The organism is Kluyvera intermedia (genome assembly GCF_034424175.1).
GTDB classification, from domain to species: Bacteria; Pseudomonadota; Gammaproteobacteria; order Enterobacterales; family Enterobacteriaceae; genus Kluyvera; species Kluyvera intermedia.
In genome coordinates this window covers 1,351,352-1,363,443 of sequence record NZ_CP139986.1, presented here as the reverse complement: position 1 = coordinate 1,363,443, position 12,092 = coordinate 1,351,352, and the positions used below count along the sequence as shown (strand labels likewise).

General features: G+C 53.4%; 13 protein-coding genes. 6 read left to right on the top strand and 7 right to left on the bottom strand.

The genetic code is table 11. The features are described 5' to 3' along the window. Nucleotides 1-43 precede the first annotated feature (43 nt). Both suhB and U0026_RS06635 read left to right on the top strand, forming a co-directional pair. On the top strand, nucleotides 44-847 hold the full coding sequence (gene suhB / locus U0026_RS06640) for an inositol-1-monophosphatase (RefSeq protein ID WP_062774549.1): 804 nt from the start codon (nucleotides 44-46) through the stop codon (nucleotides 845-847). Between the two features lie 140 nt (nucleotides 848-987). Beyond that, a complete protein-coding gene (locus U0026_RS06635; protein ID WP_062774551.1) occupies nucleotides 988-1,416 on the top strand; it encodes an OsmC family protein in 429 nt (142 codons plus the stop codon). A 62-nt stretch (nucleotides 1,417-1,478) separates the two neighbouring features. Here U0026_RS06635 and U0026_RS06630 read toward each other — a convergent pair whose 3' ends face one another. Next, nucleotides 1,479-2,465 carry a nickel/cobalt transporter gene (locus U0026_RS06630; protein ID WP_062774553.1) on the bottom strand — a complete coding sequence of 329 codons (987 nt, stop codon included), beginning with the start codon at nucleotides 2,463-2,465 and terminating at the stop codon, nucleotides 1,479-1,481. Next, nucleotides 2,456-3,094 (bottom strand): DUF1007 family protein, encoded by a 639-nt coding sequence (locus U0026_RS06625; RefSeq protein ID WP_062774555.1) that lies wholly within the window; start codon nucleotides 3,092-3,094, stop codon nucleotides 2,456-2,458. The genes U0026_RS06630 and U0026_RS06625 overlap by 10 nt, the downstream gene beginning before the upstream one ends. 116 nt (nucleotides 3,095-3,210) lie before the next feature. On the opposite strand from U0026_RS06625, the gene csiE reads away from it, so the two are divergent. Next, nucleotides 3,211-4,488 carry a stationary phase inducible protein CsiE gene (gene csiE, locus U0026_RS06620; protein WP_062774557.1) on the top strand — a complete coding sequence of 426 codons (1,278 nt, stop codon included), beginning with the start codon at nucleotides 3,211-3,213 and terminating at the stop codon, nucleotides 4,486-4,488. Here csiE and U0026_RS06615 read toward each other — a convergent pair. After that, a complete protein-coding gene (locus U0026_RS06615) occupies nucleotides 4,485-5,621 on the bottom strand; it encodes a 3-phenylpropionate MFS transporter (protein ID WP_062774558.1) in 1,137 nt (378 codons plus the stop codon). The genes csiE and U0026_RS06615 overlap by 4 nt on opposite strands. A gap of 204 nt (nucleotides 5,622-5,825) precedes the next feature. Here U0026_RS06615 and chiQ point away from each other — a divergent pair, with 204 nt between their 5' ends. Next, entirely contained in the window at nucleotides 5,826-6,020 is a 195-nt protein-coding gene (gene chiQ, locus U0026_RS06610) for a ChiQ/YbfN family lipoprotein (protein ID WP_062774560.1), read from the top strand. Nucleotides 6,021-6,271: 251 nt separating this feature from the next. Continuing rightward, nucleotides 6,272-6,694: a DoxX family protein gene (locus U0026_RS06605; protein ID WP_062774561.1), complete on the top strand. Its 423-nt coding sequence runs from the start codon at nucleotides 6,272-6,274 to the stop codon at nucleotides 6,692-6,694. A 137-nt stretch (nucleotides 6,695-6,831) separates the two neighbouring features. On the opposite strand, the gene glyA is transcribed toward U0026_RS06605, so the two are convergent. Then, complete coding sequence (gene glyA / locus U0026_RS06600) at nucleotides 6,832-8,085, bottom strand: serine hydroxymethyltransferase (RefSeq protein ID WP_062774563.1); 1,254 nt, start codon at nucleotides 8,083-8,085, stop codon at nucleotides 6,832-6,834. Between the two features lie 325 nt (nucleotides 8,086-8,410). Between glyA and hmpA the strand changes: the two genes are divergently transcribed. Continuing rightward, nucleotides 8,411-9,601 carry an NO-inducible flavohemoprotein gene (gene hmpA, locus U0026_RS06595; RefSeq protein WP_062774564.1) on the top strand — a complete coding sequence of 397 codons (1,191 nt, stop codon included), beginning with the start codon at nucleotides 8,411-8,413 and terminating at the stop codon, nucleotides 9,599-9,601. 53 nt (nucleotides 9,602-9,654) lie between these two features. On the opposite strand, the gene glnB is transcribed toward hmpA, so the two are convergent. The 3 genes from glnB to qseG all read right to left on the bottom strand — a co-directional run bounded on the left by glnB (nucleotide 9,655) and on the right by qseG (nucleotide 12,084). Next, a complete protein-coding gene (gene glnB, locus U0026_RS06590) occupies nucleotides 9,655-9,993 on the bottom strand; it encodes a nitrogen regulatory protein P-II (protein WP_002438074.1) in 339 nt (112 codons plus the stop codon). 68 nt (nucleotides 9,994-10,061) lie between these two features. Further along, nucleotides 10,062-11,399, bottom strand: a complete 1,338-nt coding sequence (gene glrR, locus U0026_RS06585) for a two-component system response regulator GlrR (RefSeq protein WP_062774567.1) — start codon at nucleotides 11,397-11,399, stop codon at nucleotides 10,062-10,064. Then, on the bottom strand, nucleotides 11,386-12,084 hold the full coding sequence (gene qseG / locus U0026_RS06580; RefSeq protein ID WP_062774568.1) for a two-component system QseEF-associated lipoprotein QseG: 699 nt from the start codon (nucleotides 12,082-12,084) through the stop codon (nucleotides 11,386-11,388). The genes glrR and qseG overlap by 14 nt, the downstream gene beginning before the upstream one ends. Nucleotides 12,085-12,092 lie beyond the last annotated feature (8 nt).

Here is a 12,092-nt window from a genome sequence, read left to right as displayed (position 1 = left end):
CTGCGCCGTTTTCCCGTTCTTTAACATCCAGTGAGAGAGACCGATGCATCCGATGCTGACCATCGCCGTGCGCGCAGCGCGCAAGGCGGGTAATGTAATTGCCAAACACTATGAAACGCCTGACTCTGTTGAAACGAGCCAGAAAGGCAGTAACGATTTCGTGACTAACGTCGATAAAGCCGCCGAAGCGATTATTATCGAAACAATCCGCAAATCTTACCCGCAACACACCATTATCACCGAAGAAAGCGGTGAACATGTTGGCGAAGATCTGGATGTTCAATGGGTTATCGATCCACTGGATGGCACCACCAACTTTATCAAACGTCTGCCGCACTTCGCGGTATCTATCGCAGTACGCATCAAAGGCCGTACTGAAGTCGCGGTAGTTTATGATCCAATGCGTAACGAACTGTTCACCGCGACTCGTGGCCAGGGCGCACAGCTCAACGGTTACCGTCTGCGTGGCAGCATCGCTCGCGACCTCGATGGCACCATTATCGCCACCGGCTTCCCGTTCAAAGCTAAGCAACACGCTCCTGCTTATATGAAAATCCTCGGCAACATGTTTACCGCATGTGCGGACTTCCGCCGTTCAGGTTCTGCTGCGCTGGATCTGGCCTACGTTGCCGCCGCACGCGTTGACGGTTACTTTGAAATTGGCCTGAAGCCTTGGGATTTCGCAGCTGGCGAACTGATCGCTCGTGAAGCTGGCGCCCTGGTGTGCGACTTCACCGGCGGCCACAACCACATGCTGACCGGCAACATCGTTGCGGGTAACCCACGTGTTGTGAAATCTATGCTGGCGAATATGCGTGACGAACTGAGCGAAGCGCTCAAGCGCTAAGTCCAGATAACGCATTACAATAAGAAGCCCTTTATGGGCTTCTTTTTTTTCGCCCCCTTCCCCCAGAATTATCTCGATTCCCATTACCACTGTATCCGTGGTCTATACTTAATCCTTTGTAAGCCAAAAGGAGAACGAAGATGACAATTCATAAACACGGTTCAGCGCACTGGTCAGGCGATATCAAACACGGTAAAGGGACGGTCTCGACTGAAAGTGGCGTTCTTAACCAGCAACCTTACGGCTTTAACACCCGCTTTGAAGGCGCGAAGGGCACCAACCCGGAGGAGCTTATCGGCGCGGCTCATGCGGCTTGTTTCTCAATGGCGCTATCGTTGATGCTGGGCGAAGCGGGCTATACCGCCGATACCATTGATACCACCGCGGATGTTTCACTCGATAAAAAAGATGGCGGTTTTGCGATTACCAAAATTACGCTGCAAAGTAAGGTCAAGGTACCCGGCATTGAAGCGCAGCAGTTCGACGGCATCATCCAGAAAGCAAAAGCCGGTTGCCCGGTATCGCAGCTATTGAAAGCTGAAATCACGCTGGATTATACGTTGAATTAATACATTTCAGACGCTGAATTGCGGGTCACTGCTGGTGCCCCGCAATAGCGTTAACTACGGACTTAGAACGGCCTGATGCCTCTTGCCACCGGCACCGGCACCGCACTTCCCCACATGACCACTGCCGCGACCACTAAAATTACGCCCCCCGCCAACGCCAGCGTACTCCAGCCAATCTGCCGCCAAAGCGCCGGCGTTTTATGCCCGCCGAGTTTTACCGCAAGCGATCGAAACGCATGCACCAGCAGAGCCAGTGAGGTTATGGTCAACGACGTTCCTGCCGCCATCGCCAGCGCCGAGGCGACTCCCCAGGCAAAGACGCCAATGACTTTACTGAACAATAGCACCATGATTGCCCCGGAACACGGGCGCATCCCCATCGACAAAACGATCATCAGCCTGGCGCGCCAGTCGTCGCCTTCTCTCAACCGTTCAGGATCCGGCATATGCTGGTGCCCACAACCGCAGCCTTCATGGTGAACATGCTGCGGCGTAAACGCGGTGAATTTGGGTTTTCGTAACAGCACGCGCAGTTTTTTTAGCGCCCGCCAGCACAACAATAATCCGAGGACTCCCACCAGCGCGTAACTGCCCTTCTCTAACCAGAAGCTACTCAGATGCAGCTGACGCGCCGGAAGTTGCAGGAGAGTCAGTACAACAACCACCAGAGCAATTGCGACCAGTCCTTGTAATAAAGAAGCCGCCAGCGTCAGAGCGATGCTCGACTTCAGTTTTGATGGATGGGTGGCAAGCCAGGTGGTGATCACCACTTTGCCATGTCCAGGCCCCAGCGCGTGCAGCACGCCATAAACAAAACTAAACAGTAATAGTGCGCCGCCTGCCTGTGCCGGATTCGCCGCCACGGCTTGTAGCAAACCACTCATTTGCTGGTTAACGTCACGCTGCCAGATGATGCTTTTCATCATCACCTGTGGCCAGAATTGCCATAACCACAGCAGGCCGACTACAGCGGCGACAATAAACAGCAGCAGCGGCCACAGCGGTAACCAACCGCGTGAAGGGCGTCTGCTCGTTGAACTCACTGACATTGTACGGTCACCTTCTGGGCAAACTGTTTACCGAGCTCCATATCCTCTTCCGGCGCATCTTCTTTATCGAGCGACTGCGCGTACGAGAGCATATCTTCATTAGGCTTTGGCGTATGGACACTGACTTTACACGAGCCGGTAAAGTCAGGAGAAAATGCAACATCCCCGTCCTTTTCATAGCTCATATCAACATAGTAGGTTGGGTCGAACGTCGAGAACGTGAAGGTCTGACCGGCAAGCTTTTGCGGCGTCGCCAGCGGGAGCGTAAAGGTCAATACTGCCTGATGTCCCTGCCGCGCCAGGCCATAAGCCGTAGGGAGGTTCTCAAACTTCACCTTTTTACCGTCATGCCAGAACTCAGTGAAATAATGCTGCCCCAGCACATTGGCCATCACTTCCGCGGCCAGTTTTTTCCATACTTCATCGCCCGGCTGAGCTTTCCCGGCGTCGTATAGCAAATCAGCCGAGGTCAACTCGTCCATGACCCAGCGCATTTTCATGCCGGTAAGTTGACCATCGCTGACTACCAGTTGGTTAGTGATGGTGATAAAACTGTGCGGGTGCGCGCGGGCGCTTAACGATAAAACCGCAAGAAACACCAGAACCACGCATTGTTTCACTCTCTTCATCCGTTCCTCAGTGAAAAATTCTGTGACCGCCGCCAGCATTCCTTAGCGAAAGCCCATTAGCTGTCGTTATCTTTTGTCTACGCTTATTCCTACTACCTGCTGCTGGATGACAACAGATGATGAGCGTACTCGAACCCCCATCTGTGCTTTCCAGTCCGCAGCGCCGCTGCCAGGCGTTGCTGATGCTGTATCTCCCAGGGCATTCCATTACGCCGGAATATATCGGCAAAGTGAATAATGTCGATGTTTCAATCGTCCGGCAAGATATCGTTGATGCGGGCCTGGAGATCGAGCGTTACCATCGTCTGGCGATCGCCACCCTGGCGAATGGATGCTATCGGATTGAAGGCACCAACCTCGACCTGCGCCTGTGCTTACTACACTGGCTCCGCCGCGCGTTGCGTCTGTGTCCGCAATTTGTCACCGACTATTTTACACCAGGGCTGAAAACGCAGCTTAAACAGCTAAAAATTGCCCGTAATCTGTATGACGAAACCAATCTGCAGGCGCTGGTCAACCGCTGTGGGCGCAGCCTGCAACGCCAATTTGAATCCCGAGACGGGCAGCTTTTACGCCTCTATTTGCAGTATTGCTTGCTACAACATCATCTGGGTGAAAGCCCGCAGTTCAACGCATTACAAAGCACCTGGACACAGTCAGCCGCCGAATTCCAGACGGCGGCTGAGATCGTTCGCCACTGGCAGCGTCGGGTAAAACAGGCCCCGAACCATAACGAGCAGCAATTTCTGGCGCTGCTGTTTATGCTGCTTAAAATTCCCGTTGCACGCGATGAAAACCAGGGTCAGGACCAGCAGCTTTATCAGGCCGTGACCCGGTTGGTCGACCATTTTCAGCGCATCGCCAACTGTCACTTTACCGATGAACGCGGACTGAGCCGTCAGCTTTACACCCATCTCTCGCAGGCACTGAACCGCTGCATTTTTGGCATTGGTATCGATAACCACCTTCCCGAAGAGATCCACCGCCTCTATCCCCGGCTTATCCGCACCACTCGCGCGGCATTAGCTGATTTTGAAGCCCGGTACAGATTGCACTTTAGCAACGACGAAGCAGCACTGATTGCGGTCATTTTTGGCGCGGGATTAATGCAGGAGAGTGAATTGCACGAGAAACAGGTGGTGTTATTAACCGGCGATAATCCTACGCTTGAGCAGGAAATTGAGCAGCAGTTGCGTGAGCTGACCCTGCTGCCGCTGAACGTGAAGTATCTGGCGGCACATACGTTCCAGACAGAGGGCGCGCCGAAAGACAGCACCCTCATCATCTCGCCGTATGCCATCGCTCTCCCGCTGTTCTCGCCGCCGCTGATCCACGCAGAACAGCCGCTCAGCGAACATCAACAGCAGCATATCTGCAAAATGCTAGAGACTTAACGCATCACCGATTTAGGCCGCAATATCACTGCTGGCAAGGCCACCAGCGCCATCACCCAGAACAGCCCCTGATGCAGATGCTGGTAAAGGAAACCAGAGAACATGGTCATCACGGCGATACTGCCGCCCATCGCCACCGCCGAGTAGATCGCCTGAAGGCGGATCACTTCGCTGCCCTGACGCGCCGCAATGTAGCGCATGGCCGCCAGATGGCAGACCGTAAAAGTACCGCAGTGGAGAAGTTGAATCAAAATCAGCCACGGCAGGCTCGTGGTCCAGCCCATTAGCCCCCAGCGAATGACGCCGCAAATAGCCGACAGTAACAGCAGGTCACGGGCGCTGAATCGGCGGAACACTTTTTTGCTCAACGCAAAGGTCACCACTTCAGCGACTACCCCTAACGACCATAAATAGCCAATCGCCGAGGCCGAATACCCCGCCCCTTCCCAGTAAATAGCGCTGAAGCCATAGTAGGCGGCATGCGCCCCTTGCAGCAGGCTGACGCAGGTCAGAAAACGCCAGTTATGCGTCACCAAACCACGCCAGGCTGACCACCCTACTGACTCCTGATGGCGGGATTCACCCAGCGGCATGACGGAGGGTTTCAGCAGCATACCCAGCAGCATCGAGGCAACGCCGAGGCTGAGTATCAATAAAATCACCTGATAGCCGTAAAGACTGACCAGCTTCCCTGTCAATGCTGACCCGATGACAAAGGCCACCGAGCCCCACAGACGCACCCGGCCATAGTCCATGGTTATCTGTTTTTGCCAGGTGTTTGCCAGCGCATCCGTTAACGGCACCAGCGGCGAGAAGAAGAGGTTAAAACCAATCATCACCACCATCAGCCAGGCCACGTTTGTCCCGGCCCAAAACATCAGCGCGAACAGCAAGGTCATTAGCGCCAGAATGCGCAGTACGCGAATTAAACGTGATGGATCGCTCACGCGTGGGGCAATCAGTAAACTCCCCAGGAACCGGGCCACCAGCCCTGCCCCCAACAAAATACCGATGGTTTCAGGTGACAGCCCCGCCCCTTTGAGCCACACGCTCCAGAAAGGCAGAAAAATACCGTAGCTAAAGAAATAGGTGAAGTAGCTGAGCGCCAGCCAGCGCGTGGAGTGCAAAACCATGGGGTCCTCCCGTTTTGGAGGCCATAGTTTACTGACACACACCATGTTCTTATGAGCATTACCCTTCTTGCTTAACAGATAAATGTGATGCGCATCACCTTTACCTGTCCCAACTAGGCCTATTCATGGGCACAATTGGTTACTGCCCATTATTCATCTATAGGGCACACTGCCAAAACGGATCGCCACTTATCAGGAAGAAGCATGAAACCTCTATTCCCTTTAATTGTTATTCTGACTCTGGCAGGCTGCGCCAATAGCCAACCTGCGCCACAGTCGCACAGCGACAATGAAGCCGTCTCATCATTGGATTATCAGGAATGCATTCAGGCGGCCATCAGCGGAAACGGTCAGGCCAGCAGCGCGAAGTGCGATCCGATCCTCAAAGCCCCACGCTAAACACCGCACATTGCGCCAGTTCAACTAAATCCTGTAGGGCGATTTCATCTCGCCCTTTTTCAGGTTATTAGTCGCGTAGATGCGCCGCCGTTAAACAGTCAAAAAAAAACACCTGACCGGTATTAAAATTATTCATATAACCGGGTATCAAAGCCACGACCCGTCCATAGGTTGATTTAATTCCATCATGTGGCGATTCGCAAAATTGTGTATTACGTTTAAATCACACGTACTTACCTGATGGCACTCACATGAACTCACTTCGTTATTTTGATTTCGGGGCATCACGCGACCTCATATTGCTGATTGCTCGCATTGCCCTGGTGCTGCTGTTTATCCTCTCCGGCTATCCGAAAATGCTCAACTTCGATGGCACGGTGCAATATATGGCCGCAACCGGCGCACCAATGCCTTCACTGGCGGCAATTATTGCGATTGTGATGGAGGTTCCGGCAGTTATTCTGGTTATCCTGGGCTTTTTCACCCGTCCGCTGGCGGTGATTTTTGTTTTCTACACCTTGGGGACTGCGGTTATCGGTCACCATTACTGGGATATGACCGGCGATGCGGTGATGCCAAATATGATTAACTTCTATAAGAACATCAGTATTGCAGGCGGATTCTTACTGCTAGCGGTTGTCGGGCCGGGAAGGATTTCACTGGATAGACGTTAAAACAAAAAGTAGCCCGGCCAAGCGCAGCGACGCCGGGAACAGCCCCGGGGGCGGCGTAAATGCCTTGCCCGGGCTACATTTTATCAGGCATAAAAAAGGCCGCTTTCGCGGCCTTTTTTGCATCTTACGGTTAGCGCTTATGCGTAAACCGGGAAGCGAGCGCAGATATCCAGCACTTTTGCTTTGATGCGTTCGATGTTGGCTTCATCATTGATGTTGTCCAGCACGTCACACATCCAGCCAGCCAGCTCTTTCACTTCAGCTTCTTTGAAGCCGCGGCGAGTCACAGCCGGGGAACCGATACGGATACCGGAAGTCACAAACGGGCTCTTCGGATCGTTTGGTACGCTGTTTTTGTTCACGGTGATGTTTGCACGGCCCAGCGCCGCATCAGCTTCTTTACCGGTCAGGTTTTTATCAACCAGATCCAGCAAGAACAGGTGGTTTTCAGTACCGCCAGAAACCACTTTGTAGCCACGGTTCAGGAAGACTTCGACCATCGCTTTGGCGTTTTTCGCAACCTGCTGCTGGTAAACCTTGAACTCAGGTTCCATCGCTTCTTTCAGTGCCACAGCTTTTGCCGCGATCACGTGCATCAGCGGGCCGCCCTGCGCGCTTGGGAAGACAGCGGAGTTCAGTTTTTTATACAGCTCTTCGCTACCGTCTTTCGCCAGGATCAGACCACCACGTGGACCCGCCAGGGTTTTGTGAGTGGTTGTGGTCACGACGTGAGCGTGTGGAACCGGGTTCGGGTAAACGCCTGCGGCAATCAGACCGGCAACGTGTGCCATGTCAACGAACAGGTATGCGCCGATGCTGTCAGCGATTTCACGCATTTTTGCCCAGTCAACCACACCGGAGTAAGCAGAGAAACCACCGATGATCATTTTCGGTTTGTGAGTCTGTGCCTGCTTCGCCATGTCTTCGTAGTCAATTTTACCGGACTCATCAATACCGTAAGGAACGATGTTGTACAGTTTGCCGGAGAAGTTGACCGGAGAACCGTGAGTCAGGTGACCGCCCTGCGCCAGGTTCATACCCAGAACGGTATCGCCTGGCTGCAGCAGCGCGGTGTAGACCGCGAAGTTAGCCTGAGAACCGGAGTGCGGCTGCACGTTAGCGTAGTCTGCGCCAAACAGTTCTTTAGCACGGTCGATGGCCAGTTGCTCAACGATATCAACGTATTCGCAGCCACCGTAGTAGCGCTTGCCTGGGTAACCTTCAGCATACTTGTTGGTCAGCTGAGATCCCTGCGCCTGCATGACGCGCGGGCTGGTATAGTTCTCGGAGGCGATCAGTTCAATGTGCTCTTCCTGACGTACTTTTTCTTGCTCCATAGCCTGCCACAACTCGGCATCATAATCGGCAATGTTCATTTCACGCTTTAACATCCGCATCTCCTGACTCAGCTAACAATAAAATTTTGACCTGAAAAAGGCAGTCCTGTGGGACAACGGCGAACAGTATAACTGATTAGTTGTGTGATAACAGGTCTTGACAAGCGAAATTACGCAAACGTTTACCTTCAAGCTACACAAGGGGTTGAGGAATAAAGACCTTCGACAGGGAAACGGATTTCTTTTCAAGATTGTGATGTGAATAATTCATGTTGTAACCGCATTAATGCAATATTACAAAGAACCATTTACAAAGCAGGGGTATTTTTATAAGATGCATTTAACATGCAACAATAAATAACATTCAAGGATGCCTGCTATGTTAGACGCTCAAACCATCGCTACCGTAAAAGCCACTATCCCTCTATTGGTTGAAACCGGCCCAAAACTGACCGCCCACTTTTATGACCGGATGTTTGCCCATAATCCGGAACTGAAAGAGATTTTCAATATGAGCAACCAACGCAACGGCGACCAACGTGAAGCGCTGTTCAACGCGATTGCCGCTTACGCCAGCAATATTGATAATCTGGCTGCCCTGCTGCCTGCGGTTGAAAAAATTGCCCAGAAGCACACTAGCTTCCAGATTAAACCCGAGCAATACGACATCGTAGGCGGGCACCTGCTGGCAACGCTGGATGAAATGTTCAGCCCGGGCCAGGAAGTGCTGGATGCATGGGGCAAAGCTTACGGTGTACTGGCAGGCGTATTCATTAACCGTGAAGCGCAGATCTACCAGGAAAGTGCGAACAAAACAGGTGGTTGGGAAGGCACCCGGGCGTTCCGTATAGTGAAGAAAACGCCACGTAGCGCGCTTATTACCAGCTTCGAGATGGAGCCGGTCGACGGTCAGCCGGTTGCCGACTATCGTCCTGGACAATATCTGGCCGTCTGGCTGAAACCTGAGGATTTTGAATTCCAGGAAATTCGTCAGTACTCACTGACCCGTACTCCAGATAGCAAAGGCTACCGGATTGCGGTGAAACGTGAAGATGGCGGCCAGGTGTCTAGCTGGTTGCACAACCATGCCAGCGAAGGCGATACCGTTCATCTGGCGGCGCCTGCCGGTGATTTCTTTATGGATGTGGCAACCGATACTCCAGTGTCGCTGATTTCCGCCGGTGTCGGCCAGACGCCAATGCTGGCGATGCTTGATACGCTGGCGAAAAACAACCATAGCGCGCAGGTTAACTGGTTCCACGCGGCAGAAAATGGCGATGTGCATGCTTTTGCTGACGAAGTCAGCGAGCTGGGTCGTTCACTGCCGAACTTTACCGCGCACACTTGGTATCGTGAACCGACCACAACCGATCAGGAAAAAGGCGCGTTCGATAGCACGGGTCTGATGGATTTGAATCGAGTGGAAGGGGCAATCAGCGACCCGGCGATGCAGTTCTATCTGTGCGGTCCGGTCGGTTTTATGCAGTTTGCGGCAAAACAGCTGGTGGGATTAGGGGTGAAGAACGAGAACATTCATTACGAGTGTTTTGGCCCGCATAAAGTCCTGTAATGGTGATGCCGGATGGCGCTACGCTTATCCGGCCTACACACGCGCGACGCGGATTAGATAGCCGCGTCGTCTTCTTCACCGGTACGGATACGTACTACGCGCGCCACGTCGAAGACAAATATTTTGCCATCACCGATTTTACCGGTCTGCGCAGTGCGGATAATGGTATCGACACAGGTATCGACGATATCGTCGGTCACCACGATTTCAATTTTCACCTTCGGCAGAAAGTCGACCATGTACTCCGCGCCACGGTAAAGTTCGGTGTGACCTTTCTGACGACCAAAGCCTTTCACTTCCGTTACCGTCATCCCGGTAATGCCAACTTCCGCCAGCGCTTCACGTACGTCATCAAGTTTGAAGGGTTTAATAATCGCATCAATTTTTTTCATGGTGTTCCTGTCGTTTTTTTCGCGTAACCGGTTGCTCACCGTATCATAAATCAGTCGTATGTACGGTGCTACTCTTTAAAATCGTTAGCATCCAGTTCATGGCGCGAGAGTAATTTATAGAACTCGGTGCGGTTGCGTCCGGCCATTCTGGCGGCATGGGTAACGTTGCCTTTGGTGATTTGCAGCAGCTTGCGTAAATAGTTGAGCTCAAACTGATTACGCGCCTCGACGAAGGTCGGAAGTGCCGTATTCTCCCCTTCCAGCGCCTGCTCGACCAGCGCATCGCTGATGACCGGTGAGGAGGTTAGCGCAACGCATTGTTCGATAACGTTAACCAGCTGGCGCACGTTGCCTGGCCAGTTAGCCGCCATCAGCCGTTTCATAGCATCTGTGGAAAACGCGCGAACAAAAGGCTTGTGGCGATCGGCCGCCTGGCGCAGCAGATAGTTCGCCAGCAGCGGAATATCCTCTGTACGTTCGGCAAGGGTTGGGATCTTCAGATTAACCACGTTCAGACGGTAAAAGAGATCTTCGCGAAACTCGCCCCGCGCCATAGCTTTAGGCAAGTCGCGGTGAGTGGCGGAGACAATTCGAACATTAATGTCTAAATCTTTGTTACTGCCCAACGGACGGACTTTACGTTCCTGCAAAACACGCAGCAGTTTCACCTGCAACGGCGCGGGCATATCACCAATTTCATCGAGAAATAGCGTACCGCCTTCCGCAGCCTGAAATAGCCCTTCGCGCTGGCTTACCGCGCCGGTAAACGCTCCGCGGGCATGGCCAAACAGTTCCGACTCCAGCAATTGTTCCGGCAAAGCGCCGCAGTTAATGGCGACAAACGGCTTCGCATGGCGCGGACTGGCGTTGTGGATGGCCTGCGCCAGAATCTCTTTGCCAGTGCCGCTCTGGCCGTTTATCAACACGCTAACGTCAGACTGCGCTACCATCTGCGCTTGCTCCAGCAACCGTAGCATCAACGGGCTGCGGGTAACAATCGCCTCGCGCCACTGTTCATCCATCGCCGGAGAAGAGCGTTCTAACGCTTCATCAATCGCTTTATACAGCGCGTCTTTATCGACCGGTTTGGTCAGGAAGCTGAATACGCCCTGCTGGGTAGCAGCGACCGCGTCAGGAATAGAGCCGTGGGCGGTGAGGATGATAACCGGCATACCCGGCTGCACTTTCTGGATTTCGCTGAATAACTGCAGACCGTCCATCTCATCCATGCGCAGGTCGCTAATCACCAGATCGATGCGCTCTTTCGCCAGCACCCGAAGTCCCTGTTGACCGCTTTCCGCCGTCACCACGCGGTAGCCTTCGCTTGAAAGGCGCATTCCCAGCAGTTTTAACAAGCCGGGATCGTCATCCACCAGCAGCAGGTGTGCGGGTTTACGGTTCGTCATGTTTATCCTCGTCAGATGCGCCGCCGTGGGACATATCCGCCCCCGGTTTACGACTGGAGAGCTGACGTTCAATGTCCGTCAGATTTTGCAGTTTGCGGGTGGTCAGATCCAACTCAGTCTGTAACTCTTGCTGTTGCAAGCGCAGCGCATCGAGTTGCGTGTCGTTGCTTTCCTGTAATTTCGTATAGCGCTGCCGCTCTTCAGCCAGCGAAAGTTGCAGCCCTTGAGCATCGCGCCAGACCTGGTAGAGTGGACGAATACGCACAGGAATTTGCGCGCTGAGCGCATCGATATCATTGACCATCCGCCGCCGTTCACCGGGGGTGATCTTAGCGTTTGCCAGCAGAATGCCGCGCTTAAAAGCTTGTTGCCAGGTTGCAGTCGTCAACTGATTGGCTCTGGCGCGGGCCTCGGCGGCGGCAAGGCGATCACCACAATCCATGCCTCGTAGCCAGTAGAGCGGATTATTTTCGGCGGCGTCACCACCGAACGACCAGATATCGTCACAGTCGGTCGACAAATAATCGGCCACCTGCTGGTGAGGTTCATTTTCGCCAGCACCGGAATCGGCATTGTGTGGCGTCGACGTGGTGTTGCAGCCGGACAGCACCAGGCAGGCGAGGCCAAATAACCCGCTACGCCACGGCCGCTGTTGCAGACCAGTTCGTGCTAAAAGTTGCCGCATAGTCACTC

What these genes read in the sequence shown, in the direction of transcription:
- U0026_RS06625 (WP_062774555.1), bottom strand. Translation starts at nt 3,094, where the DNA reads ATGAAGAGAGTGAAACAATGCGTGGTTCTGGTGTTTCTTGCGGTTTTA.
- glyA (WP_062774563.1), bottom strand. Translation starts at nt 8,085, where the DNA reads ATGTTAAAGCGTGAAATGAACATTGCCGATTATGATGCCGAGTTGTGG.
- chiQ (WP_062774560.1), top strand. Translation starts at nt 5,826, where the DNA reads ATGAAACCTCTATTCCCTTTAATTGTTATTCTGACTCTGGCAGGCTGC.
- glrR (WP_062774567.1), bottom strand. Translation starts at nt 11,399, where the DNA reads ATGACGAACCGTAAACCCGCACACCTGCTGCTGGTGGATGACGATCCC.
- glnB (WP_002438074.1), bottom strand. Translation starts at nt 9,993, where the DNA reads ATGAAAAAAATTGATGCGATTATTAAACCCTTCAAACTTGATGACGTA.
- U0026_RS06635 (WP_062774551.1), top strand. Translation starts at nt 988, where the DNA reads ATGACAATTCATAAACACGGTTCAGCGCACTGGTCAGGCGATATCAAA.
- hmpA (WP_062774564.1), top strand. Translation starts at nt 8,411, where the DNA reads ATGTTAGACGCTCAAACCATCGCTACCGTAAAAGCCACTATCCCTCTA.
- U0026_RS06630 (WP_062774553.1), bottom strand. Translation starts at nt 2,465, where the DNA reads ATGTCAGTGAGTTCAACGAGCAGACGCCCTTCACGCGGTTGGTTACCG.
- csiE (WP_062774557.1), top strand. Translation starts at nt 3,211, where the DNA reads ATGATGAGCGTACTCGAACCCCCATCTGTGCTTTCCAGTCCGCAGCGC.
- suhB (WP_062774549.1), top strand. Translation starts at nt 44, where the DNA reads ATGCATCCGATGCTGACCATCGCCGTGCGCGCAGCGCGCAAGGCGGGT.
- qseG (WP_062774568.1), bottom strand. Translation starts at nt 12,084, where the DNA reads ATGCGGCAACTTTTAGCACGAACTGGTCTGCAACAGCGGCCGTGGCGT.
- U0026_RS06605 (WP_062774561.1), top strand. Translation starts at nt 6,272, where the DNA reads ATGAACTCACTTCGTTATTTTGATTTCGGGGCATCACGCGACCTCATA.
- U0026_RS06615 (WP_062774558.1), bottom strand. Translation starts at nt 5,621, where the DNA reads ATGGTTTTGCACTCCACGCGCTGGCTGGCGCTCAGCTACTTCACCTAT.